This is a genomic window from Arthrobacter sp. KBS0703, assembly GCF_002008315.2.
Lineage (GTDB): Bacteria > Actinomycetota > Actinomycetes > Actinomycetales > Micrococcaceae > Arthrobacter.
This window is the reverse complement of the sequence record NZ_MVDG02000001.1, coordinates 2,227,723-2,250,434: the sequence shown is the minus strand read 5'-3', so window position 1 is coordinate 2,250,434 and position 22,712 is coordinate 2,227,723. Positions and strand designations below refer to the sequence as shown.

Below are 22,712 nucleotides of genomic sequence, written 5' to 3'. Positions count from 1 at the left end.
TCCGGCGGCTTCGGAGATGTGCATATACTTTCAGCGGTGGCTTGTTCCCTACGCCTCCGTTGACATTGGTGACAAACCCGATGAAAGGCCCCTGATGAGCAACATTCCCTCTGATCTGTCCTACACCGCCGAACACGAATGGGTGTCCGCTCCGAATGCCGACGGTGTTGTCCGCGTGGGGATCACCGACTTCGCCCAGGACGCGCTCGGGGACGTCGTTTACGCCCAGATGCCGGAAGTCGGCACCACTGTTAAGGCAAACGACGTCATCGGTGAGGTTGAGTCCACCAAGAGCGTCAGCGACATTTACGCCCCGGTCTCGGGCGAAATCGTCGCCCGGAATGAATCGCTGGACACCGATTCGGCCCTGATCAACTCCGATCCCTACGGCGACGGCTGGCTCATCGAGGTCAAGCTCGCCGAAGCCGACGCGGTGGACTCCCTGCTCAGTGCATCGGAGTACGAACAGCAGGTAGGCTAAAGCTAACCGGTCCCGCTGACCGGCTATTGGAGTCCAATGGCCGGCCAGCAGGCGGTACACCGGATTTGCCAGGCATTTCCGGACGGTATGCGTTGATTGCAGGGGGACATCTGCAACGAAGGAGGAGGAATCCATGGTTGGCGGCGAACAGAACCACACCAACAGCGATTACGGCACGGGCGTGGGCAGGGCTTCGGAGACAACCTCGATCAACCTCACTCCCGTCCATGATGAGCCCACGATCGTGCCTAAGCTTTCCCCGGAGGAACGCTCCGCGGTCGAGGCGCTGCCCTCCGGCTCCGCGCTGCTCGTGGCCCACAGCGGGCCCAACTCGGGTGCCCGATTCCTGCTTGACTCCGACGTCACCACGGCCGGGCGGCACCCGGACGCCGACATCTTCCTCGACGACGTGACGGTGTCCCGCCGCCATGTCGAGTTCCGGCGCACGTCCCGGAGCTTCGAGGTGGTGGACACCGGCAGCCTGAACGGCACATACGTCAACCACGACCGCGTGGACAGCGTGGAGCTGAAGTCCGGAAACGAAGTCCAGATCGGCAAATTCCGACTCACCTTCTACCTGAGCCCTGCCCGCGCAGCAGGACGCGTCTGATTCGGAGCGGCTGCCTGTGGCAATGGCACAACCGGAGCGCCGGGGACCCCAGGTCCTGAACATCGGGGAAGTGCTCGCTCAGTTGAGCGACGACTTTCCAAGCATGACGGCGTCGAAAATCAGGTTCCTTGAGGAAAAAGGGCTCATTAATCCGCGGCGCACGCCCGCGGGATACCGGCAGTATTCGGACAGCGACGTCGAGCGCCTCCGCTTCGTCCTGTCCCTCCAGCGCGACCAGTACCTGCCGCTGAAGGTGATCAAGGACTACCTTGACGCGATAGACCGCGGGGAACGCCCCGAAAACCTCCCGCCCGGCGTGACGGTGTCCCCGCGGATCGTCTCGGATGAACTCGCCGCCGAGCTGCAGAATAAAGCCCGCAAGCTGAGCGAGGAACAGCTGCGCGCGGAGTCAGGCGCCAGCGTTCCGCTCCTGCAGTCCCTGCTGAGCTTCGGCCTGATCGGCCACACCAACGGCAAGTTCGACGAACACGCCCTGCAGGTGGCCCGTGCATGCGTCCAACTCGAGGGACATGGCCTGGAGCCCCGGCACCTGCGTCCCTTCCAGGCCGCGGCTGAGCGGGAATTCGGCCTGGTGGAACGCGCCGTGGCCACGCTGACGTCGCGCAAGGACGCGGCATCGCAGGCACGGGCCGCTGAGGCGGCCCGCGAAATCAGCGACCTCTGCCTGACACTGCACAGAGCGCTGGTCCAGGACCGTATTTCGCGGATGGAAATCTGATGATCGAAGTAGAGATTGTGGGCGTACGGATCGAGTTGCCCTCCAACCAGCCGCTGGTTCTGCTTCGGGAGATCCACGGTGAACGGCACGTACCGATCTGGATCGGTACGCCGGAAGCAAGCGCGATCGCCTTGGCACAACAAGGTGTCGTGCCGCCGCGGCCCATGACCCACGACCTCCTTGTCGACGTCGTGGAAACCCTGGGGCATGCCGTGGTCAGCGTGAACATCGTGGCAGTGGAAGACAACATCTTCTACGGCCAGCTCCAGTTCGACAACGGCGCCACGGTCAGTTCCCGGGCCTCGGACGCCCTGGCCATCGCCCTGCGGGCAAAATGCCGCATCTGGTGCGCCGACTCCGTGATGGACGAGGCCGGCGTGAGGATCACCGAACACGACGACGGCGAGGACACCGAGCCCGGCCCCACTGTGGACGAAGAGCGTGAGCTGCGCAGGTTCCGGGAGTTCCTGGATGACGTGGAGCCAGAGGACTTCGACGGCTGAAGGTCACGTTAAGGTTAAAGTTAAGGGTGAAAGTTTCGACACGCCCCAACAATGACCCGAACGTCTTTGACCTTGGGCCGTGGCGGGCCTAACGTCGAAGGTACCAAGTTCCCATTGCATACAACAGCCGCGCAAGTCACACTGGAAAGTGCTACTCCGGCCAAATTACATGCGTGATCTTCATGCCTGTAGAAGCTGTTGCGGCAAGTTCCCCCGGGGAACTCATGACAAGGAGGATCCACGTGAGTCCGAAAGGCGAAGCAGGCGAGCTGAAGCAGCCCTCCACGGCCGGCGTAGCTGTGCCCGCGAGCGGCGCTCAGGGCCTTCTCTTCACTGAGGACCTCCCCGTCCTTGACGAGGACGCGGGCTACCGTGGCCCCACGGCCTGCAAGGCGGCAGGCATCACCTACCGGCAGCTTGACTACTGGGCCCGCACCGGACTGGTCGAACCCGCCGTGCGCGGCGCCGCCGGCTCGGGTTCGCAGCGGCTCTACGGCTTCCGAGACATCCTCGTGCTGAAGGTGGTCAAGCGGCTCCTGGACACCGGCGTCTCACTTCAGCAGATCCGCTCCGCGGTGGAACACCTGCGCGAGCGCGGGGTGGAGGACCTGGCCCAGATCACTCTCATGAGCGACGGCGCGAGCGTCTACGAATGCACCTCCGCAGACGAGGTCATCGACCTCGTCCAGGGCGGTCAGGGCGTCTTTGGCATTGCCGTGGGCCGCGTGTGGCGCGAAGTGGAAGGCAGCCTGGCGTCCCTGCCCAGTGAGCACGCAGGCGAGCAGACGTTTCCCGACGACGAACTGAGCAAGCGCCGTGCAGCCCGGAAGATCGGCTAAGCGCCGTCCATCGCATACAACGAAGGCCGCCTCCCTGATGGGGAAGCGGCCTTCATTTGTTGTCAGCGGAAGCTGGTGGGCAGTGAAGGAGCCCCTTAACGGTGGCTGCGGCTCCTGCTGACCTTGTTCAGTGACATCAGGTTGCCGAGCAACGTGTCGTAGAGGCCTGCCGCGGACTTGGCGGATTCGCCGGGCCAATGGTGCACGGAGTGTGCGGCCCCCTGGATCTGCTGCCAGTTGGCCTGTTCCGGGATGTGCGGCGTCAGTAGGAGCTCGCCGAACATGGACTTCATTTCGGCGAGCCGGAACGCATGCTCCGAGGATCCGGTCCGGACGCGGTTGGCCACGATGCCCGCCGGGGAAAGATTGGGGGCGAACTCCTGCCGGAACAGCTGGATGGCGCGCATGGTCCGCTCCGTGCCGGCCACCGAGAACAGTCCCGGTTCGGCCACCAGGGCCACCTTGTTGCTGGCCGACCACGCCATGCGCGTCAGCCCGTTCAGCGACGGCGGGCAGTCCACCAGGACGAGCTCATACTTGTCCGCGCCGGCCAGGACCGCGGAAAGCCTGCGCAGGTCCCTTTTGCCGAGATCGGGGCGGTCGTAGATTCCGGTGTAGGCAGACCCGACGGCCACGTCCAGCACGGCCGGGCCGGAGCCGTTGCTTTCCGCGCGCCCGATCCAGCCGCTGGGGACCACATTCTCAGGAAGCCGGGCCTTGCGCGGGTTCCGGAGCATCCTTCCGATGTCCAGCTTGTCGTTGGGCTGCACTCCCAGGGCAGTGCTGGCGTCGGCATGCGGATCGAGGTCCACCACGAGCGTGGGAATGCCTGCGGCCAGCGCCGCAGACGCCAATCCGGTTGTGACCGATGTCTTGCCGACACCGCCTTTGAGGCTGCTGATGCTGACTACTTGCACTTGAAAAACCAATACCTAACGCCGGTTGCCGAGTTGGGGTAGTTTCCGTTCCGGTACTGCCGGAACCGGGGACAGGCTTCCGCCGCCCCATTCATCATATGTTGACCCCGCCCCGAAACCCTCCTTATCCGGCCCGGGCATGGCTCATCGGTAAGCAGCTCCGGCTCCAGCCGGGCACAGGAGTGAATGTGGCCCCGACATGACGGATAATTCTGTGATGGTAGACACAATGATTTGTGTTTCAACGCGCCCGTCTTAGACACTGTGACCACTTACCGATACACCCGCAATGATGCAGGAGAAGTATGTTTTCCAAGATTCTGGTGGCCAACCGCGGCGAAATCGCTATCCGCGCTTTCCGCGCGGGCTACGAGCTCGGCGCAAAAACCGTCGCTGTGTTCCCCAACGAGGACCGTAACTCGATCCACCGCCAGAAGGCCGACGAGGCGTATCTGATCGGTGAAGAGGGCCACCCCGTCCGCGCCTACCTTGACGTTGACGAAGTGGTGCGCGTGGCCAAGGAGTCCGGGGCCGACGCCATATACCCCGGCTACGGCTTCCTGTCCGAAAACCCGGACCTCGCCCGCGCCGCGAAAGCAGCCGGCATCACCTTCGTCGGGCCGCCTGCCGAGGTCCTCGAGCTCGCCGGCAACAAGGTCGCAGCCCTGGAGGCCGCGCGCAAGGCCGGCGTCCCGGTGCTGAAGTCCAGCCAGCCGTCAAAGGACCTCGATGAACTGATCGCGGCCGCGGACGAGATCGGCTTCCCGATCTTCGCCAAGGCCGTGGCGGGCGGCGGCGGCCGCGGCATGCGCCGGGTGGACACCCGGGAGGCCCTGCCCGAGGCCCTGCAGTCAGCCATGCGCGAGGCCGACGCCGCATTCGGTGATCCCACGATGTTCCTTGAGCAGGCGGTGTTGCGCCCGCGCCACATCGAAGTGCAGATCCTGGCGGATGCCGAGGGCAACGTCATGCACCTCTTCGAGCGCGACTGCTCCATCCAGCGGCGCCACCAGAAGGTGATCGAGATCGCTCCGGCCCCCAACCTGGACGAAGGCATCCGGCAGGCGCTGTACCGCGACGCCGTCAAGTTCGCCAAGGCCCTCAACTACGTCAACGCCGGAACGGTCGAGTTCCTCGTGGACACCGTGGGGGAGCGTGCCGGGCAGCACGTGTTCATCGAAATGAACCCGCGCATCCAGGTGGAGCACACCGTCACGGAAGAAGTCACCGACGTCGACCTCGTCCAGGCGCAGATGCGCATCGCCTCCGGCGAAACCCTGGCCGATCTTGGCCTCTCCCAGGACACGGTCTTCCTCAAGGGCGCGGCGCTGCAGTGCCGCATCACCACCGAGGACCCTGCCAACGGCTTCCGCCCCGACGTCGGAAAGATCACCGGCTACCGCTCTGCCGGCGGTGCCGGCGTCAGGCTCGACGGCGGTACGGTCTACTCGGGCGCCGAAATCAGCCCGCACTTTGACTCCATGCTCGTGAAGCTCACGTGCCGCGGCCGGGACTACCCCGCAGCCGTGGCCAGGGCACGCCGTGCCCTGGCTGAGTTCCGTATCCGCGGCGTGTCCACCAACATCTCGTTCCTGCAGGCCGTGCTGGACGATGCCGACTTCATCTCCGGCAACGTGGCGACGTCGTTCATCGACGAGCGTCCCGAGCTGCTGAAGGCCCGCGTTTCCGCCGACCGTGGCACCAAGCTGCTGACGTGGCTCGCCGAAGTCACGGTTAACAAGCCCAACGGCGAGCTCACCGTGCACTCCGATCCGGCCGCCAAGCTCCCCGCCGTGGCGGGCCGCACGCCGCAGCCCGGCTCACGCCAGCGGCTGCAGGAGCTCGGTCCGGAAGGGTTCGCCCGCGCCCTGCGCGAGCAGTCAGCTGTTGCGGTCACCGATACCACCTTCCGCGACGCCCACCAGTCGCTGCTGGCCACCCGCGTCCGCACCAGGGATCTGGTTGCCGCCGGACCCGCCGTGTCCTCGCTGCTGCCCGGGCTGCTCTCCGTTGAGGCCTGGGGTGGCGCGACTTACGACGTCGCCCTGCGCTTCCTGGGCGAGGATCCCTGGGACCGCCTCGCGGCACTCCGGAAGGCGCTGCCGAACATCTGCCTGCAGATGCTGCTCCGCGGCCGGAACACCGTGGGCTACACGCCGTACCCGGAAGAGGTCACCGAGGCGTTCGTGAACGAGGCTGCCGCCACCGGCATCGACATCTTCCGGATCTTCGACGCCCTCAACGACGTCAACCAGATGGCACCTGCCATCCGTGCTGTCCGCGCCACCGGAACGGCCGTCGCCGAAGTCGCACTGTGCTACACGGCCGACATGCTGGACCCGGACGAGAACCTCTACACCCTGGACTACTACCTGGAGCTGGCGCAGAAGATCGTCGACGCCGGCGCCCACATCCTCGCGATCAAGGACATGGCCGGACTCCTCCGGCCCGCCGCCGCCGCGAAGCTCGTCACGGCGCTGCGGGAACGGTTCGACCTCCCCGTCCACCTGCACACCCACGACACCGCCGGCGGACAGCTTGCCACCTTGCTCGCCGCGGTTGATGCGGGTGTGGACGCCGTGGACGTTGCCTCCGCGTCACTGGCCGGGACCACCAGCCAGCCGTCGGCCTCCGCGCTGGTCGCGGCACTGGCCCACACCGAGCGGGACACCGGGCTGAGCCTGGCCAACGTCAGTTCGCTGGAACCCTACTGGGAAGCGGTGCGCCGGGTCTACGCTCCGTTCGAGTCCGGACTTCCGGGCCCCACCGGCCGCGTCTACCAGCACGAAATCCCGGGCGGGCAGCTCTCGAACCTCCGGCAGCAGGCCATGGCCCTGGGCCTGGGCGAGCGCTTCGAGGCGATCGAGGACATGTACACCGCGGCGGACCGCATCCTGGGCCGCCTCGTGAAGGTGACGCCGTCCTCCAAGGTGGTGGGCGACCTCGCCCTGCACCTCGTCGGCCTCAACGCCGACCCGGCCGACTTCAACGAGAACCCGCAGAACTACGACATCCCGGACTCGGTCATCGGCTTCCTGTCCGGCGAACTCGGAGATCCTCCCGGTGGCTGGCCGGAGCCGTTCCGCACGAAGGCCCTGCAGGGCAGGAGCATTAAGGTCCGCGATGCCGAGCTTAGCGCCGAAGACAGCGCAGCGCTCCAGGGCGATTCGAAGACCCGGCAGCAGACCCTGAACCGGCTGCTGTTCGCCGGTCCCACCAAGGACTACCTGAAGAGCGTGGAGACGTACGGCAACGTCTCCGTGCTGGACACGCGCGACTACCTTTATGGCCTGCAGCGCGGCGAGGAGCACGTCATCCAGCTGGAGAAGGGCGTCCGTCTCATCGCCTCGCTGGAAGCCGTCTCGGAACCGGACGAGAAGGGCATGCGCTCGGTCATGTGCACCCTCAACGGCCAGTCCCGGCCGGTCCTGGTGCGCGACAAGTCCGTGGTCAGCAACGTTAAAGCCGCGGAGAAGGCCGACCCCGCCCAGCAGGGCCAGGTCGCCGCCCCGTTCGCTGGAGCCGTGACGGTCACCGTCAAGGCGGGCGACACTGTCAAGGCAGGCGACACCGTTGCCACTATTGAGGCCATGAAGATGGAAGCATCCATCACGACGCCGGTGGGCGGCAAAGTGGCGCGACTGGCCATTTCCGCCGTGGAACAGGTACAGGGCGGGGACCTGCTGCTCGTGGTTGAGTAGCCGCCGGCTCCGTCGCAGGGCAGCACTCCTGCTTCCCGCGGCCTCATACCGGTAGGCTGGAATCCTGAGTGAAGGCTGTGAGGGCGGCATTTGCCGCCCTCACAGCCTTCGCATACGAGATGACCACACTGAGCGGGAGCCATGACGCAGACGAACACGCCCAAGCCCGCGCCGCGGCCTGACCGGAGTCCCGGTTCTGCAGTTTCGGCGCCGGACCCGGGCACAGACCGGATGAGCCCGGACCATTTGAGCCCGGACCATTTGAACGCAGACCAGACGAACAGCCCGCCGCCGGATGCGGCCACTCTGGCGGCCGCGGCCGCAGCTGAAAGCGCGGCCCCCGCGTTAGCCGTAGACGAGGGCGCTGTCGACGACGACGCCATTCGCGCGGACGGCATGCGTGCAGACTCGGTTCCGGCCGTTCCAAATTTTCCGCCGTCCGGTGAAATCAGCGTCGTGACCGTGTCCGACGCGCAGGACCGCACGTCTGCGGGGTCGCTGTCGGCCGTCAACAGCATTCTGCAGCCTGTTGCGGGACCATCGATTCCCGTTGTCACCGCCGGGCCCGGCCCGCAGGATGCCAGTCCGCAGGAGGCCGGCCAGCCGGAGCCGGGGCACCCCGCCGTGCAGGAACCCGCAGATACGCAAGCCGTGCCGGCGACTTCAACGGCGCAGGCACCCGCTTCAGATCAGGCACCCGCTTCAGGTCAGGCACACGAACACGTGAGCGAACGCCGGGAACGCGCCGAAGGGCCGGAGCCGGCAGCGGCGCTGACCGCCGACCGCCTGCTGAACAGAACGGCAGCCGCGCCCGTCGAGGGCTGGCGCCGGTGGCTGTTCCAGGCGACTTTTGGCTACGTGAACCTGGGCGATCCGGACCGGATCCGGATCCAGCGGGCCATGGAGCACCGGATCGCCATGCGCCTGGGGGAGCGGACGCGGTACGTGCCGGTCCTCTCCCGCAAGGGCGGCGTCGGAAAGACCACGGTCACCACCCTGCTGGGCATGGTGCTCGCGGACCTGCGCGAGGACCGCGTCATCGCCATGGACGCCAATCCGGACCGCGGAACCCTGTCAGACCGTTCTCCCGGCCGGGCGGACTTCACGGCACGCCAGCTGGTCAAGGACAGGTTCACGGTCAATTCCTTCGCGCAGCTGTCCAATTACACGGCCCGCGACGGCTCGCGGCTCGACGTCCTGGCCTCGGACACCGATCCCATGGTGGCGCACGCATTCGACGACGCCGACTACCGGGCCGTCACTGACATCCTCGGCCGGTACTACTCAATCGTCCTGACAGATTCCGGCACCGGCATGGTGCACTCCGTCATGAAGGGCACCCTCGAAAAGGCCGACGCCGTGGTCCTCGTCTCGGGCGGCAGTGTGGATGAAGCGCGGCTGGCCTCGGAGACATTGTCGTGGCTGGAAGCCCACGGCCGCCAGGACCTCGTGGCCAAGGCCACGGTGGTCATTAACATGGCGGCGGGCGACCGGACACTGGTCAACATAGATGAGATCGAGCAGCACTTCCTGTCCCGGGTCAAGAATGTGGTCCGGATTCCGCACGACCGGCATCTTGCGGAGGGATCCCGGATCCAGCTGAGCCAGCTCCGGCCCGCAACGCGTGGTGCCGCCGTCGAGCTTGCCGCTTTGGTGATGGACGAACTCCAGCAGGCCTGACCTTCAGCGGGCGGCTGTCAGCCTGCACCGTATGGACGCTGCCGGATGACGGTGCCAAGGTGAATCAGTACAGGTGCACAGTCCGGTACTGAAGCAACGGAGGTTGGTCATGAATCTCGACGAACTGGTCTTCCATCCCTGGGCCGTCCAGGGGCCGCGGGACGTGCCTACCTTGGTCGGGGGCTCCGGGAGCTACGTCGTCGACGCCAGCGGACGGCGCTACCTGGACTTCAGCTCGCAGCTGGTGTTCACCAACCTTGGTCACCAACATCCGCGCATCGTTGCTGCGATCAAGGACCAGGCTGACCGCCTGTGCACGCTCGCACCCGGCAATGCGTCCGATGTCCGGGGCGAAGCGGCGCGGCTGATTGTGGAAGTGGCGCCGGAGGGCCTTGGGCACGTGCTGTTCACCACCGGGGGAACGGAGGCCATCGAGCATGCGGTTCGGATGGCGCGCCTCTACACTGGACGGCCGAAGGTGCTCGCCGCCTACCGCTCCTACCACGGCTCGACGGCGGCCTCCATCCACCTCACCGGCGACCCTCGCCGCTGGGCCTCGGACACTGGCGCGGCGGGAGCCGTCCACTTCTTCGGACCTTTCCTGTACAGGTCGGCGTTCGGATCGGGGACCCCGGAAGAAGAGTCCGAGCGGGCGCTGGCCCATCTCGAGCAGGTGATCCTGATGGAAGGCCCGTCGACGATCGCCGGCCTGGTCCTGGAATCGGTGATCGGCAGCTCGGGCGTTATCGTGCCACCGGCCGGCTACCTGCGTGGGGTCCGCGACCTGTGCGACCGCCACGGGATCGTCTACATAGCCGACGAGGTGATGGTCGGCTTCGGCCGCACGGGAGCCTGGTTCGGCGTCGACCACGCTGGGCTGGCACCGGACCTGCTGGCGTTCGCGAAGGGCGTGAACTCCGGGTACGTGCCGCTCGGCGGCGTGCTGGTCGGCGACGCAATCTACGAGACGTTTACCAAGCGCCCCTACCCGGCGGGCCTGACGTACAGCGGCCACCCGCTCGCCTGCGCAGCAGCCGTCGGTGCCATCAACGCGATGCACGAGGAGGGCACCGTCGCGGCAGCTGCCCGTCTCGGCGCGGACATCCTCGGGCCAGGACTCCGGGAAATTGCCAAGAAGCACCGGACGGCCGGCGACGTTCGCGGCATCGGCGGCCTCTGGACCGTCGAACTGGTCCGCGACCGGCTGACCAAAGAGCCGCTCGTGCCGGTAGGAGCCACCGGCCAGGCGAATGCGCCGATGGCCGCCTTCACGAAGGCGTGCCTAGAGCGGGGCCTGTTGCCGCTGACCATGGGCAACCGCGTGAACGTCGCCCCTCCCCTCAACGTGAACGACGCCGACGCCGCCGCCGGCCTGGCGATCCTGGACGAGGCACTGGCGGCAGCCGACGCTTTCCTGAGCTAAAAACCACTCTCAGTCATCTGTTGTGAGGCTCGGTGGCAACTGCCCGGCTAGGCCGGGGTGGGCTTCGGCGACTTGTACATCTCGTCAATCACGTCCTCGAAGTCCTTCATGACCTGCGCCCGCTTGACCTTCATGGACGGTGTCAAGTGACCGGACGCTTCCGTGAAGTCGCTGGGCACGATCCTGAATGCCTTGATGGCCTCCGCCTGCGATACGGACTGGTTCGCATGGCTGATCAGCTCCTGCACCGCGGCCTTGACCACGGCGTTGCCGCCCGCGTCGGTGACCGTGATCTCCGCGGGCAGTCCGTGGCGCTGCAGCCACCCGGGAAGGGCTTCCTCATCGAGCGTCACCAGTGCGCCGATGAACGGGCGGTTGTCGCCCACCACGAGCACCTGCGAGACCAGGGCGTCCGCCCGGATCTGGTCCTCGAGCTGGGCGGGCACCACGTTCTTGCCGCCGGCCGTCACGATGATTTCCTTTTTCCGGCCGGTAATGGTCAGGAAGCCGTCGTCGTCGAGCTGGCCGATGTCCCCGGTGCGGAACCAGCCGTCCACGAATGCCTCCGCAGTCAGGTCATCACGGTTGTAGTAGCCGCGCATGACGCACGTGCCCTTGATGAGGATTTCCCCGTCGTCGGCAATCTTGACGGTGTTGCCGGGAATCGGCGCGCCGACCGTCCCGATTTTGATCCGTTCGGGCGTGTTGACACTGATGGGCGCCGTGGTCTCGGTGAGGCCGTAGCCTTCCAGGATCTGCATGCCGATTCCCTGGAAAAAGTGGCCCAGCCGTTCGCCCAGCGGGCCTCCGCCGGATACGGCATGGGCCACCTGGCCGCCCATGGCCGCGCGGAGCTTGCTGTAGACGAGCCTGTCGAAGATCGCGTGCTTGATTTTGAGGCCGAGTCCGACGCTGCCGTTCTGCCTGGCGCGGGAATAGGCGATGGCAGTATCCGCGGCCTTGTGGAAGATTGCTCCCTTGCCGCCGTCCTCTGCCTTGGTGAGGGCCGAGTTGTACACCTTTTCGAACACCCGGGGCACGGCGAGGATGAAGGTGGGCTGGTAGCTCTGCAGATCGGGCAGCAGGTGCTTGATGTCGGGCGTGTGGGCCACGGTGACACCGGCCGCAACGGACAGGACGGAAATGAACCGTGCAAAGACATGCGCCAGGGGGAGGAACATGATGGTCCTGGCCTGCTGATTGACGATCTGGCGCAGCGATGTGGCCAGGGCGTTTTCGGACAGTTCCACAAAGTTGCCGTGGGTCAGTTCACAGCCCTTGGGCCGGCCCGTCGTTCCCGAGGTGTAGATGATGGTGGCGAGGTCACTGAGCCCGGCGGCCCTCCGCCGTGCTTCCAGGTCGTCGTCGCTGACGCCGGTTCCGGCCGCACGGACCGCATCGAGGCCGCTGCCTTCAAGCTGCCACACGTGGGCCAGCGCGGTGAGCCCTTCGGACGCTGCGGCCTGCCGGATGATGTTCTCGTGATGGGCAGACTCGCCGAAAGCCGCCACCGCGCCGGAGTCGCCCAGGTTCCAGGCGACCTGCGAGGGCGAGGACGTCTCATAGATGGGCACGGAGACGGCGCCCGCGAACCAGATGGCGAAGTCGATCAACGCCCACTCATAGCGCGTCCGGGACATGATGCCCACACGGTCACCCGCGCCGACGCCGCTGGCGATGAGGCCCTTGGCCAGGGCGGAGACGTCCGCGAGGAACTCGGTGGCCGAGATGTCCTGCCACTGGCCGGCGGAATCCAGCCGCGAAAACAGGGCGGGATTCGAGGCCTTCGAGGCTTGGCGCAGCACAAGGTCCGTGATGTTGGTGTCCCGTGGGACGTTTGCCAGGGGCGGAACGATGAATTCGCGCACGATAGCTCCTTTGATATCCGTAGGCCGCAGCGGGTAGTCCTAACCTTAGTACGCCGCCTTGAACGGTCGGGCGCACATTACCTACTGGCCAGTAACTTTACGTCGGCAGGCCGGAATGCGCCACTGTGTCGCGGCCGGACCCATGCGGCCGGACACCTAGAATGGGAGATTATGCAGCCTCCCCCGCCCACTGGACAGTCCAGCCAAACCGACCACCATGGCAGAACCGGGCACTACGGGATCCGCGCGTGGCAGCGGGGGCCGCTGGGACAGCAGGGCCGCGGGGCGCACCACAGGATGCTGCGGCAACAGCTTCGGCTGCGGCGCCGGGGACTGGCCATCGGCATCGACATCGGCGGCACCAAGGTGGCGGCCGGCGTTGTTGACGCAGACGGAAGGATTCTCCGCGAAGCCCGGCGTTCCACTCCCGGAAGCGATCCCCGCGCCGTGGAGCAGGTCATCGTGGAGCTGGTGGATGAGCTGAGCCGTGGTTCCCGCATCAGGTCGGTGGGCATCGGCGCAGCCGGCTGGATGGACCTCGACGGCGGCACCGTCCTTTTCAGCCCGCACCTCGCCTGGCGCAACGAGCCGCTGAGGGAAAACCTCCAGCGCCTGCTGCGCCGTCCGGTCATGCTGGTCAACGATGCCGACGCCGCGGCGTGGGCGGAATGGCGCTTCGGCGCCGGGCAGGGCCAGGACCGCCTGGTGTGCATCACGCTGGGGACCGGCATCGGGGGTGCCATGGTGATGGACGGGCGCGTGGAACGCGGCAGGTTCGGCGTCGCGGGCGAGTTCGGGCATCAGATCATCATGCCCGGCGGCCACCGGTGTGAATGCGGCAACCGCGGCTGCTGGGAACAGTACGCCTCCGGCAACGCGCTGGGCAGGGAGGCCCGGGAACTGGCGTTGGCCAACTCCCCGGTAGCCCAGGAACTCCTGAAGGCAGTGGACGGCCAGGCGGACCGCATTACCGGCGCCACCGTCACCGAGCTGGCCATCTCCGGCGACGCTGCGTCGAGGGAGCTGCTGGAGGACGTGGGGGACTGGCTGGGACTGGGCCTGGCGAACCTTGCCGCCGCCCTTGACCCGGGAAAATTCGTGATCGGCGGCGGGCTCTGTGCCGCCGGAGAGCTGCTCGTGGCACCGGCGCGCAAGGCCTTTGCCCGGAACCTGACCGGGCGCGGGTTCCGGCCCGCCGCGGAAATCGACCTCGCCGCCCTCGGGCCGAATGCAGGACTCATCGGTGCCGCGGATCTGTCCCGCGTGAGCAGCCGAACGCACGTCTGACCCGGCCGGCGCAGCGGGTCAGGCGCCGTCAGACGCGCGCGCCGTCGTCGTTTTCGTCCTTCTCCTGGGGCAGTTTCATGATCAGGTACACCACGGCTGCGATAAAGGCGGCCACCATGCCCAGGATGGCCAGCAGCGGCGCTGAACGCCAGAACATCGCCGATAGGACCAGCGCCACCGGCGCGCCCACGGCGCCCAGCCACGCCAGCATGGTCAGGGGATCCGTGGCGGAAAGGCTGGGGGGTTCCTCCGGAACGAACGCGCCGCCGTCGTTGTCCTCCAGGCCGTAATCGCGCGGGCCGTCGGTTACTGGTTGCTCGGCGGCTTCGCTGTTCTCGGCGTCCCGCTGCCGGGCGGCGGCCGCCTGGCGCTCCGCTGCCGACAATTCCGTCGGAGCCCCGGGGGCGAGTCCCAGCGGATCAAAATCAGTGAACCGCTTGGCCCGGCCGTGTTCCGGTCCGTCAGGTCCGCGGCCGTCTGCGGCAGCTGCGCCGCCGTCCCCTTGCGAACCGGCGCCGTCTTCGGGCCGGGCACCGGTGCCGGGAGCGGGCGTACCGCCCTGGAGCCTGGCCACGAGGTCAAGCCAGACGGCGTCGTCCTGGTTGGCGCTCGGATCGGACGGGTTTGAATCGGGCCTATTCATCGGGCGTGCCCTTCTCGCTGGCGGTCGCGGACTGGTTCGAAGCCTGGCGGGATTCCGCAACCACGGAGCGGATGAAGTCCACCGAGCCGCTGAAAATTTCCTCGGCGTCGTTGTCAAGGGTGGCCACGTGGTAACTGTTCGCCAGCATGCTGACCTGCAGCGGGGCGTGCGTCAGTCCCCGCCGGAGCGCAGCCATGCTGGAGTCGGAAACAACGTGGTCCACGGTGGAGCGGAAGACCCGGACCGGAGCAGTGACGTCCGGAAGCAGCCGCAGCGTGTCTTTGAACATCCTGTTCAGCTGGTGTGCCGCCGCCACCGGCGTCCGGGCATAAGCGCCCTCATCCATGCCGGGCTTGAGGATGTCGTTGGCTATGGCGGGGGTGCTCTTGAGTACGAGCTTGAGGATGCCGGCCAGCGGGGCGCGGGGGTCGTCAATGACCAGGCCAGGGTTGACCAGGATGGCTCCGGCAACCGGGCGCGTCGCGGCGATGCGCAGCGCCAGTGCGCCTCCCATGGACAGGCCCGCGGCGAAGACATACTCACACTCGGAGTCGAGTTCACGGTAGGCGGCATCCACGGTTTCGTGCCATTCGGTCCAGCGGCTGCGCGACAGCTCCTGCCACGTGGTGCCGTGGCCCGGGAGCAGCGGCATGCGCACGGCGAAGCCGGCTGCGGCCAGTTCCACGGCCCAGGCCCGGACCCCGTGCGGGCTGCCGGTGAATCCATGGGACAGGACCACGCCGACGCGGGGCCCCTCGCCGGAGAACGGGCTACTGAACGGACTGTGGTCCGGAACTATGCGCATGACTTCTCCGACGGTATGGTGCTTCGCGCGTGCACCTGGAAGAACCGCGCCGAGGCTTCGAAAATTTCCGCGGCATCCACATCAAGGGTTGCCACGTGCCCGCTGTTTTCCAGCGCGACGACGTCCAGGACGGGCGACCCGAGCCGCCTCCGGATAAGCGCCAGGGACGTCGGCGGCACCACGATGTCGTTCCGCGACTTGAAGACCAGGACCGGCGCCGTGACGCGCGGAAGTCCGCGGACGGCGGCGGCGAAGAGCCGCTTCAGCTGATGGACGGCAGCCAGCGGGGTCACGGAGTAATCGCCGTCGTCGGTGCGGGCCGACGTCGGGCTCTCTTCCTCGATGGGAAGTGTGGTCCGCTGGAAGTACTTGAGGAGGCCGATGATCCGGACGCGGCGGTCGTAGAAGCTCAGGCCCGGATTCACCACCGCCACACCGGACACCTTCTGGCGGGCCGCGGTCAGCAGCGCGACGGCGCCACCCATGGACAGCCCGGCCACGTAGCAATCGTCCGTCGTGGCGGCGAGGTCCAGGTACGCCTCTTCAAAGGTGCTGTGCCAGTCCCGCCACCCCGTGCGGGCCAGGTCCTGCCAGCTGGTTCCATGCCCCGGGAGCAGCGGCACCGATACGGCGAAGCCGCGGCCGGCAAGGAACTCGGCCCACGGCAGGATGCTCAACGGGCTGCCGGTGAAGCCGTGGCAAATGGCGATTCCGATCCGCGCATTGGGTCCGTGGCCCGGGTAGCTGAAAGCGGCGGGCGTAGTCCGGGCGCTGCTTTCTGTCATGAGACCATCGTGTCACTGTTCCGGACAATTCTCACTAGAGTAGGGTTGCATTGCAGTGCTGGCCGGGCCCTTTGGAGCGCCTGCCAGTTGCCTTCCGGAGGGGTAAGACACGTGTTCTATTGGGTCATGAAAAGGATCTTCCTGGGGCCGGTGCTCCGCACGCTCTTCCGGCCATGGGTCAAGGGACTGGACAACGTTCCGGCTGAAGGCGCGGCGATTATTGCCTCGAACCACCTGTCGTTTTCGGATTCCATCTTCATGCCGCTCATGGTGCAGCGGCCCGTCATCTTCCTGGCCAAATCGGAGTACTTCACCGGCACCGGCCTCAGGGGCCGGCTGACCGCCTTGTTTTTCCGGCTCACCAACCAGCTCCCCATGGACCGCTCCGGCGGTGCCGCCTCCGCCGCGTCATTGGAGGCCGGCATGGATGTGCTGACCGGCGGCGGACTGTTGGGCATCTACCCCGAGGGCACGCGCAGCCCGGACGGGCGGCTCTACCGCGGGAAGGTCGGGGTAGCCCGCCTTGCGCTAGCGGCCGGCGTTCCGGTCATTCCCGTGGCGATGATCGGAACCGACAAGGTCCAGCCGATCGGAAAACGGCTGCCCAATATCCGCCGGATCGGCATGATCTTCGGCGAACCGCTGGACTTCAGCCGCTATCAGGGCATGGCCGAAGACCGGCTGATCCAGCGGTCTGTGACCGACGAGATCATGTATGAGCTCATGCGGCTCTCCGGGCAGGAATACGTCGACGAATACGCCGCCGTCGTCAAGCTGCAGCTGGCCGGGAAGGCCACCGCCGCCCCGGCAGTCGCCGGCGCTGGCCCTGCCCAGACCGCAGCCGAGCCCGAACCCGAGCCCGAACCCGAGGCGGCGGGGCCCGCGCAGGGACCGGACGATGCGCCCGCAGGGTCTGAGGACGTACCGGATGGGGAATCCGGGCGGGACTCCGGCGACGGGAACGACGTCGGCACTTCCCGCTCTGCCTGAGCGGTACAGGCCCGGCGCGGATACCTCTGTGACGCCGGGCGCGGGGTCGATGACAGATCGGGTGTCCGGATGCCGGTTGCGGCAACTACTCTTAGTAGTGTGACTGAGCTATCTGCAAAACCTGCCTCTTCCCTGACCAGCACCTCACAAAGCGGTGCAGCCAACTATCCGGGACTCGACAACTGGCGGGACCTTCCGGTTTCCCAGCAGCCGAGCTGGCAGGACAGGGACGTTTTCGACGCCTCCGTCAAGGAACTTTCGGTGCTTCCACCCCTCGTGTTCGCCGGTGAAGTGGACATCCTCCGCGAACGCCTCGCGGCCGCAGCCCAGGGCAAAGCGTTCCTGCTCCAGGGCGGTGACTGTGCCGAGACATTCGGCGACGCGACCGCGGACAAGATCAGCGCACGGGTGAAGACCATCCTGCAGATGGCGGTTGTCCTGACGTACGGCGCCGCGATGCCGGTCATCAAGATGGGCCGGATGGCCGGGCAATTTGCCAAGCCCCGTTCCTCGAATGATGAGACCCGCGACGGCGTGACCTTGCCCGCGTACCGCGGGGACATCGTCAACGGGTACGACTTCACTCCCGAGTCCAGGGGCCACGACGCCAGCCGGATGCTTCGGGCGTACCACACGTCCGCTTCCACGCTGAACCTGATCCGCGCCTTCACCCAGGGCGGCTTCGCGGATCTGCGCCTCGTCCACCAGTGGAACAAGGGCTTCACGGAAAACCCTGCCCACGCGCGCTACGAATCCCTGGCACGGGACATCGACCGCGCCATCAAGTTCATGGCGTCCTGCGGCGCTGACTTCGAGGCGCTGAAGCGCGTGGAGTTCTATGCCAGCCACGAGGCACTGCTGCTCGACTACGAACGGGCCCTGACCCGCATCGACTCGCGGACAGGCTTTCCCTATGACACCTCGGCGCACTTCCTCTGGATCGGTGAACGGACCCGCGGGCTGGACGACGCGCACGTCGACTTCCTGTCCCGCGTCCGCAACCCCATCGGCGTCAAGCTGGGTCCGACCACCTCCGGGGACGACGCCCTGAGGCTCATCGACAAACTGGATCCGGAACGGGAGCCCGGCAGGCTCACCTTCATCACCCGCATGGGTGCGGGCAACATCCGCGAAAAGCTCCCCGCCGTCGTGGAAAAAGTCACCGCTTCCGGTGCGCAGGTCCTCTGGGTCACCGACCCGATGCACGGCAACACCGTCACCTCGCCCAACGGCTACAAGACCCGTAATTTCGACGACGTCATCGACGAGGTCCGCGGGTTCTTCGAGGTGCACCATGCCCTCGGGACCGTGCCGGGCGGCCTCCACGTCGAGATGACCGGTGACGACGTCGCGGAGTGCCTCGGCGGTGCCGACCCCATCGACCAGGAAGCATTCCTGGACCGGTACGAGTCGGTGTGCGACCCGCGGCTGAACCACATGCAGTCGCTGGAGATGGCCTTCCTCGTGGCTGGCGCCCTTACACGGCACTAGATTCACGGCACCAGATTCCCGGCGTCGGATGGCTGCCGTTGAGTCGCTGCTGAAATAGCGTTCCCGCTCTGTGCCTCCCGCTGATGCCTGCGCCGTTTATGCGGCGTCAGCGGGGGAGCCGTCCCGGAGCCGGCTAAACGACCGTGAGCGTGACGACGGACCCCTCAGGCACCTCGGTGTCCACGGGATCCTGGTCACGCACCGTGCCGAAGAATCCGCCCAGGATGTTGTTCACCCGGACCTCGAAGCCGCGTTTCTCCAGGGCCTCGCGGGCGTCACGCACCTGCTTTCCGATGTAGTTCGGCACCTTGACAAGTTTTGGTCCCTCGGAGATCGTCAGCGTGACGGTCTGTCCCCGGGTGAGTGTTCCGGAGGCCGGCTCCTGCTTCACCACGGCGCCCTTGGGGACGTTCCTGTCATTGACGGTTTCTTCGGCCACCACTGCCTTCAGCCCGGCCGCCTCGATCGCCCTGAAAGCCGCGCTCTGGTCCTCGCCGCGGACGTCCGGAACCGGAATGGGCTGCGGGCCCTTCGACACCGTCAGTGCTACGGGCGTGCCGTGTTTGACTGCGGTCCCGGATGCCGGCGTCTGGCCAAGGACCGTGCCGGCCGCCGCCTGTTCGTCGAATTTTTCGGTGATTTTGCCCAGGGCCATCTCGGCGCGGTTAAGTTCACTCTTGGCGGCGTCGAGCGTTTTTCCCGCCAGCTGCGGCAGGGGGAAAAGTTGGGGGCCCTTGGACACGAACAGCGAAACCGGCTGGAACTTTCTGATCTCCGTCCCCGCGGTGGGTTCAGAGCCCACTACCAGACCCGCCCTGACGTCGTCGTCGAACACATCCTGGGTGCTGGACTGGAAGCCGGCGGACCTGAGGAGGGCCTGGGCCTCCGCGACGGTCCTGTTTGCCACCGCTGGCACCGTGCCGGGGGAGCCTGGCCCCATGCCGAAGAACCAGCCGGCACCCGTGGCCAGGAGCGCCGCGATGATCAGTATCACGATCCAGAGAGCTCCGCGACGCCTGGAATTGCCCTCCCGCAGCGTGCGGACCGGAGTGGCTGCGGCGCGCGCCCGGGCTTTTTGATCGTCGCGGTCCAGCTTCCGCAGTTCCCGCTTGCTCAAGGCGGCGGGAGTGGGGCCTTCCGCCTCGCCCGGTTCGAACGCGAACCCGGGCGGCAGCTGCCGGGACTGGGGGAAGACCGCTGTCGGGTTACTGGTGTGCGAGATGATTTCCGTGGGCCGCTGGACACCAGGACCCTGACCTGCAGGACCCTGAACTGAGGGACCCTGTCCGCCGCGGCCCTGTGCAGGGGGCATTTGCGTTGTGGGCACCTGCGCGGACGGCATTTGTACAGGGGACAGCAGTTCGGTGTGGTTCCCCAGGGACGGCATTCGGTCCGGCAGGGGATGCGTCTCCATGCCCCGCGCCGCAGGGGCCAAACCCGCGGCCGCGGCGGACGCAACGAGATGTGTATAAGAGACACGGCGGCAGCAGGCGGCTGCACGTCAAGTTCGGCGTCCGAAAGGTTGGTCCGGATGTGCCGCAGCTCTGCCAAGAGCGCATTTCCATCCACGGGCCGGTTCTCGGGGTCGTTGGCGGTGCACCACTGCACAAGCTCGTCCACTTCGCCGGCCAGGCCGGGAACCAACCCCGACGGCGGTCCGACCGTCGAGTTGACGTGCTGGTAGGCGACCTGAATGGGAACCTCGCCGTCAAAGGGCTGGCGGCCCGTCAGCATTTCGAACAGCATGATGCCGGTGGAGTAGATGTCGCTGCGTGCGTCGGCGGGCTTGCCGAGCACCAGCTCAGGCGAAAGGTAGCCCACGGTGCCGATCAGGGCGCCGGTACTCGTGTTCGCAGTCACCGCCCTGGCCAGGCCGAAGTCGCCGATCTTGATCCGGCCGTCGTCGGCGATGAGGACGTTTTCGGGCTTCACATCACGATGGATGAGGCCGGCCGCGTGGGCGGCTCCGAGCCCTTCGACCACCGGGTCAATCAGGGCGAGGGCGAGCCGGGGGGACAGGGCACCCTTGGTATTGATGACGTCCCGGAGCGTGTGGCCCTTGATGTACTCCATCACAAGGTAGGCCGTGTGTCCGTCATATCCCTGGTCAAGGACGCCCACCACGTGCGGGTGGGAGAGCTTCGCGGCGGCCCGCGCCTCGCGGGCCAGCCGGTCCAGGAAATTGCCGTCGTTCACCAGGTGCGGGTGGAGGACCTTCAGCGCCACATCCCGGTCCAGTCTCTGGTCCGTGGCGACGTAGACGGTGGACATCCCGCCCCTCGCCAACCTCGAATTGACCTGGTAGCGATTATCTACCAGGGAGCCAACGAGGGTGTCCGACACGTTTTCCTGCACCTTAAGATACTAATTGCTGCACGGAAACGGGTCCGAACCAACATGCGATCCGGACCCGTATCGTTATCCTCAGCCCGGCATCAGGACGCCCGGCCCAGGAGGCTAGCTGAAGGTCTTGCGGTGCGCCTTGATGGCTGCGACGTAGTTCTTCGTGTCGGAGTACATGCCGTGCTTGCTGACCGAGTACTGGCCCTGGTAGTAGCCGGCGATCGCGTAATCCACGCTCTTGCTGGTTCGGATCAGCTGCCGGATGATGGCTACGCCGGCGGTCGCGTTGTCATACGGGTCCAGCAGATTGAGCTTGCGCCCCACAAGGTCGGATGCCCACTCGCCCGACGACGGGATGACCTGCATCGTCCCGATGGCGTTCGCGGGGGATACCGCGCGCTGGTTGAATCCGGACTCCTGGTACGCGAAGGCCTGGGCAAGCGCGGGATCCACTCCCATCCGGCGGGCCGTATCAGCCACGATGGACTGCATCTGGGCCAGGGAGGGGACCGGCGAGGCGTTCAGCAGCGCCTTGTTCTTGTTGGCCGAGCTGACCACGGCGGCCGGGTACGTGAACCCGAGGAAGGAACTGGGCACCAGCGGTGTCACACTCGACGCCGGCTGGATGGCGGACGACTTTCCCGGGATGACGAGCTTGTGCCCGGGGTAAATGACGCTGGTCACCTTGAGCCGGTTCGCCGACAGGATGTCGGCCAGCCGCACGCCGTGCCTGGACGCGATGCCGGACAACGTGTCCCCGGCCTTGATGACATAGGAACCTGACGGCGTGGCAGCCGCTTTTGCTGCTGGTTTGGCGGCCGGTGACGCCGCCACGCCCGCCCCGATCCGGATCTTCTGGCCCGGATAGATAACGGAAGCAAGCTTCAGGCCGTTCCAGCCGAGAACCTGGGAGAGCTTGACGCCGTGCCGCGCAGCGATGCCGCCCAGGGTGTCCCCGGACTTCACTGTGTAGGTCCGGCTCGTGCTGGCGGGTGCAACCGTTGCAGCGGCCTTTTTGGCCGGCGCGGCGGTGCCTGTCAGCTTGATCCGCTGGCCCGGGTAGATCACGGAGTTTGATTTCAGATGGTTGAGCTTGAGCACAGCCGTAGTGCTGAGTCCGTAACGCCCGGCGATGCCGCTCACCGTGTCGCCACGGACAACCGTATGAGCGCCAGGGGTCACGCGTGCGGGCTGCAGGCCGGCCGGAATCGCTGCCGGAACGGAAGCGGCGGGAATGATGCCGGCCTTCACTGCTGCGGCCTGCGCCTGGATGGCGGCGGCGAGCGTGGCCGGAATGGCGCTGGGCCGGGATTCCGCGGCTGCGGGCTGGGCAACAGCAAGGGAGGAGAGCATGACGGCGGGCAGCGTTGCCGTCGTCGCCGCAATCATGGGCAAGCTCGGCCGGGGAGGCTGCTTGGGTGAGCGGGTCGTCGTCATGGGAAAGATCCTCTTCTCAGCGGCGAATGCTGTCGGTCAGGCCAGTGTGACTATTGATACCAATGTTACTTGAGTTAATGCTGTTACAAATGTGACCTATGAGAATCTCTCACGATTTCGCGGATAGCACAAGAAACGGCCGACGTGCAGAAAGTCAGGGTATCTGGGTG

The 22,712-nt window shown here is 66.5% G+C and carries 17 protein-coding genes and 1 pseudogene; 11 read left to right on the top strand and 7 right to left on the bottom strand.

Annotated elements, in window-relative coordinates:
• Positions 1 to 94: 94 nt before the first annotated feature.
• The 5 genes from gcvH (at position 95) to B1A87_RS10585 (ending at position 3,172) form a co-directional block, all read left to right on the top strand.
• Complete coding sequence (gene gcvH / locus B1A87_RS10605) at positions 95 to 481, top strand: glycine cleavage system protein GcvH (protein ID WP_078028992.1); 387 nt, start codon at positions 95 to 97, stop codon at positions 479 to 481.
• 133 nt (positions 482 to 614) lie between these two features.
• Complete coding sequence (locus B1A87_RS10600; protein WP_078028991.1) at positions 615 to 1,091, top strand: FHA domain-containing protein; 477 nt, start codon at positions 615 to 617, stop codon at positions 1,089 to 1,091.
• Positions 1,092 to 1,113: 22 nt separating this feature from the next.
• Entirely contained in the window at positions 1,114 to 1,830 is a 717-nt protein-coding gene (locus B1A87_RS10595) for a MerR family transcriptional regulator (protein WP_078028990.1), read from the top strand.
• The gene (locus B1A87_RS10590; protein ID WP_056628245.1) at positions 1,830 to 2,333 is read left to right on the top strand and encodes a bifunctional nuclease family protein; all 504 of its coding nucleotides are present in this window, start codon (positions 1,830 to 1,832) and stop codon (positions 2,331 to 2,333) included. Before B1A87_RS10595 ends, B1A87_RS10590 begins: the two co-directional genes overlap by 1 nt.
• A 242-nt stretch (positions 2,334 to 2,575) precedes the next feature.
• Positions 2,576 to 3,172 (top strand): MerR family transcriptional regulator, encoded by a 597-nt coding sequence (locus B1A87_RS10585; RefSeq protein ID WP_003801807.1) that lies wholly within the window; start codon positions 2,576 to 2,578, stop codon positions 3,170 to 3,172.
• Between the two features lie 95 nt (positions 3,173 to 3,267).
• Here B1A87_RS10585 and B1A87_RS10580 read toward each other — a convergent pair whose 3' ends face one another.
• Complete coding sequence (locus tag B1A87_RS10580; RefSeq protein ID WP_078029024.1) at positions 3,268 to 4,089, bottom strand: ParA family protein; 822 nt, start codon at positions 4,087 to 4,089, stop codon at positions 3,268 to 3,270.
• A gap of 305 nt (positions 4,090 to 4,394) precedes the next feature.
• On the opposite strand from B1A87_RS10580, the gene B1A87_RS10575 reads away from it, so the two are divergent.
• The 3 genes from B1A87_RS10575 to B1A87_RS10565 all read left to right on the top strand — a co-directional run bounded on the left by B1A87_RS10575 (position 4,395) and on the right by B1A87_RS10565 (position 10,893).
• The gene (locus B1A87_RS10575) at positions 4,395 to 7,790 is read left to right on the top strand and encodes a pyruvate carboxylase (protein WP_078028989.1); all 3,396 of its coding nucleotides are present in this window, start codon (positions 4,395 to 4,397) and stop codon (positions 7,788 to 7,790) included.
• Positions 7,791 to 7,931: 141 nt separating this feature from the next.
• A complete protein-coding gene (locus tag B1A87_RS10570; protein ID WP_260680785.1) occupies positions 7,932 to 9,470 on the top strand; it encodes a MinD/ParA family protein in 1,539 nt (512 codons plus the stop codon).
• An 88-nt stretch (positions 9,471 to 9,558) separates the two neighbouring features.
• The gene (locus B1A87_RS10565; protein WP_260681040.1) at positions 9,559 to 10,893 is read left to right on the top strand and encodes an aspartate aminotransferase family protein; all 1,335 of its coding nucleotides are present in this window, start codon (positions 9,559 to 9,561) and stop codon (positions 10,891 to 10,893) included.
• A 47-nt stretch (positions 10,894 to 10,940) separates the two neighbouring features.
• Here the strand turns inward: B1A87_RS10565 and B1A87_RS10560 are convergent, their stop codons facing one another.
• Complete coding sequence (locus tag B1A87_RS10560) at positions 10,941 to 12,761, bottom strand: long-chain fatty acid--CoA ligase (RefSeq protein ID WP_078028987.1); 1,821 nt, start codon at positions 12,759 to 12,761, stop codon at positions 10,941 to 10,943.
• A gap of 297 nt (positions 12,762 to 13,058) precedes the next feature.
• On the opposite strand from B1A87_RS10560, the gene B1A87_RS10555 reads away from it, so the two are divergent.
• A complete protein-coding gene (locus B1A87_RS10555) occupies positions 13,059 to 14,048 on the top strand; it encodes an ROK family glucokinase (RefSeq protein WP_078028986.1) in 990 nt (329 codons plus the stop codon).
• A gap of 28 nt (positions 14,049 to 14,076) precedes the next feature.
• Here the strand turns inward: B1A87_RS10555 and B1A87_RS10550 are convergent, their stop codons facing one another.
• The 3 genes from B1A87_RS10550 to B1A87_RS10540 are packed head-to-tail and all read right to left on the bottom strand — an operon-like array spanning position 14,077 to position 16,281.
• Positions 14,077 to 14,691: a hypothetical protein gene (locus tag B1A87_RS10550; protein WP_078028985.1), complete on the bottom strand. Its 615-nt coding sequence runs from the start codon at positions 14,689 to 14,691 to the stop codon at positions 14,077 to 14,079.
• Entirely contained in the window at positions 14,684 to 15,496 is an 813-nt protein-coding gene (locus B1A87_RS10545) for a carboxylesterase (RefSeq protein WP_078028984.1), read from the bottom strand. Before B1A87_RS10545 ends, B1A87_RS10550 begins: the two co-directional genes overlap by 8 nt.
• On the bottom strand, positions 15,487 to 16,281 hold the full coding sequence (locus B1A87_RS10540; protein ID WP_078028983.1) for a carboxylesterase: 795 nt from the start codon (positions 16,279 to 16,281) through the stop codon (positions 15,487 to 15,489). Before B1A87_RS10540 ends, B1A87_RS10545 begins: the two co-directional genes overlap by 10 nt.
• A 111-nt stretch (positions 16,282 to 16,392) precedes the next feature.
• On the opposite strand from B1A87_RS10540, the gene B1A87_RS10535 reads away from it, so the two are divergent.
• A complete protein-coding gene (locus B1A87_RS10535; RefSeq protein WP_078028982.1) occupies positions 16,393 to 17,271 on the top strand; it encodes a 1-acyl-sn-glycerol-3-phosphate acyltransferase in 879 nt (292 codons plus the stop codon).
• Positions 17,272 to 17,370: 99 nt separating this feature from the next.
• Positions 17,371 to 18,762: a class II 3-deoxy-7-phosphoheptulonate synthase gene (locus B1A87_RS10530; protein WP_185982298.1), complete on the top strand. Its 1,392-nt coding sequence runs from the start codon at positions 17,371 to 17,373 to the stop codon at positions 18,760 to 18,762.
• Between the two features lie 133 nt (positions 18,763 to 18,895).
• On the opposite strand, the pseudogene B1A87_RS10525 reads toward B1A87_RS10530, so the two are convergent.
• Both B1A87_RS10525 and B1A87_RS10520 read right to left on the bottom strand, forming a co-directional pair.
• Positions 18,896 to 21,117, bottom strand: a pseudogene (locus B1A87_RS10525) (PASTA domain-containing protein).
• A gap of 102 nt (positions 21,118 to 21,219) precedes the next feature.
• Positions 21,220 to 22,542, bottom strand: coding sequence for a lytic transglycosylase domain-containing protein (locus B1A87_RS10520; RefSeq protein WP_078028979.1), 1,323 nt, complete (start codon positions 22,540 to 22,542; stop codon positions 21,220 to 21,222).
• Positions 22,543 to 22,712 lie beyond the last annotated feature (170 nt).

Excerpts from the sequence above, each read along its gene's own strand:
- gcvH (WP_078028992.1), top strand. The coding sequence starts at position 95 with ATGAGCAACATTCCCTCTGATCTGTCCTACACCGCCGAACACGAATGG.
- B1A87_RS10600 (WP_078028991.1), top strand. The coding sequence starts at position 615 with ATGGTTGGCGGCGAACAGAACCACACCAACAGCGATTACGGCACGGGC.
- B1A87_RS10595 (WP_078028990.1), top strand. The coding sequence starts at position 1,114 with ATGGCACAACCGGAGCGCCGGGGACCCCAGGTCCTGAACATCGGGGAA.
- B1A87_RS10590 (WP_056628245.1), top strand. The coding sequence starts at position 1,830 with ATGATCGAAGTAGAGATTGTGGGCGTACGGATCGAGTTGCCCTCCAAC.
- B1A87_RS10575 (WP_078028989.1), top strand. The coding sequence starts at position 4,395 with ATGTTTTCCAAGATTCTGGTGGCCAACCGCGGCGAAATCGCTATCCGC.
- B1A87_RS10570 (WP_260680785.1), top strand. The coding sequence starts at position 7,932 with ATGACGCAGACGAACACGCCCAAGCCCGCGCCGCGGCCTGACCGGAGT.
- B1A87_RS10555 (WP_078028986.1), top strand. The coding sequence starts at position 13,059 with ATGCTGCGGCAACAGCTTCGGCTGCGGCGCCGGGGACTGGCCATCGGC.
- B1A87_RS10550 (WP_078028985.1), bottom strand. The coding sequence starts at position 14,691 with ATGAATAGGCCCGATTCAAACCCGTCCGATCCGAGCGCCAACCAGGAC.
- B1A87_RS10545 (WP_078028984.1), bottom strand. The coding sequence starts at position 15,496 with ATGCGCATAGTTCCGGACCACAGTCCGTTCAGTAGCCCGTTCTCCGGC.
- B1A87_RS10540 (WP_078028983.1), bottom strand. The coding sequence starts at position 16,281 with ATGACAGAAAGCAGCGCCCGGACTACGCCCGCCGCTTTCAGCTACCCG.
- B1A87_RS10520 (WP_078028979.1), bottom strand. The coding sequence starts at position 22,542 with ATGACGACGACCCGCTCACCCAAGCAGCCTCCCCGGCCGAGCTTGCCC.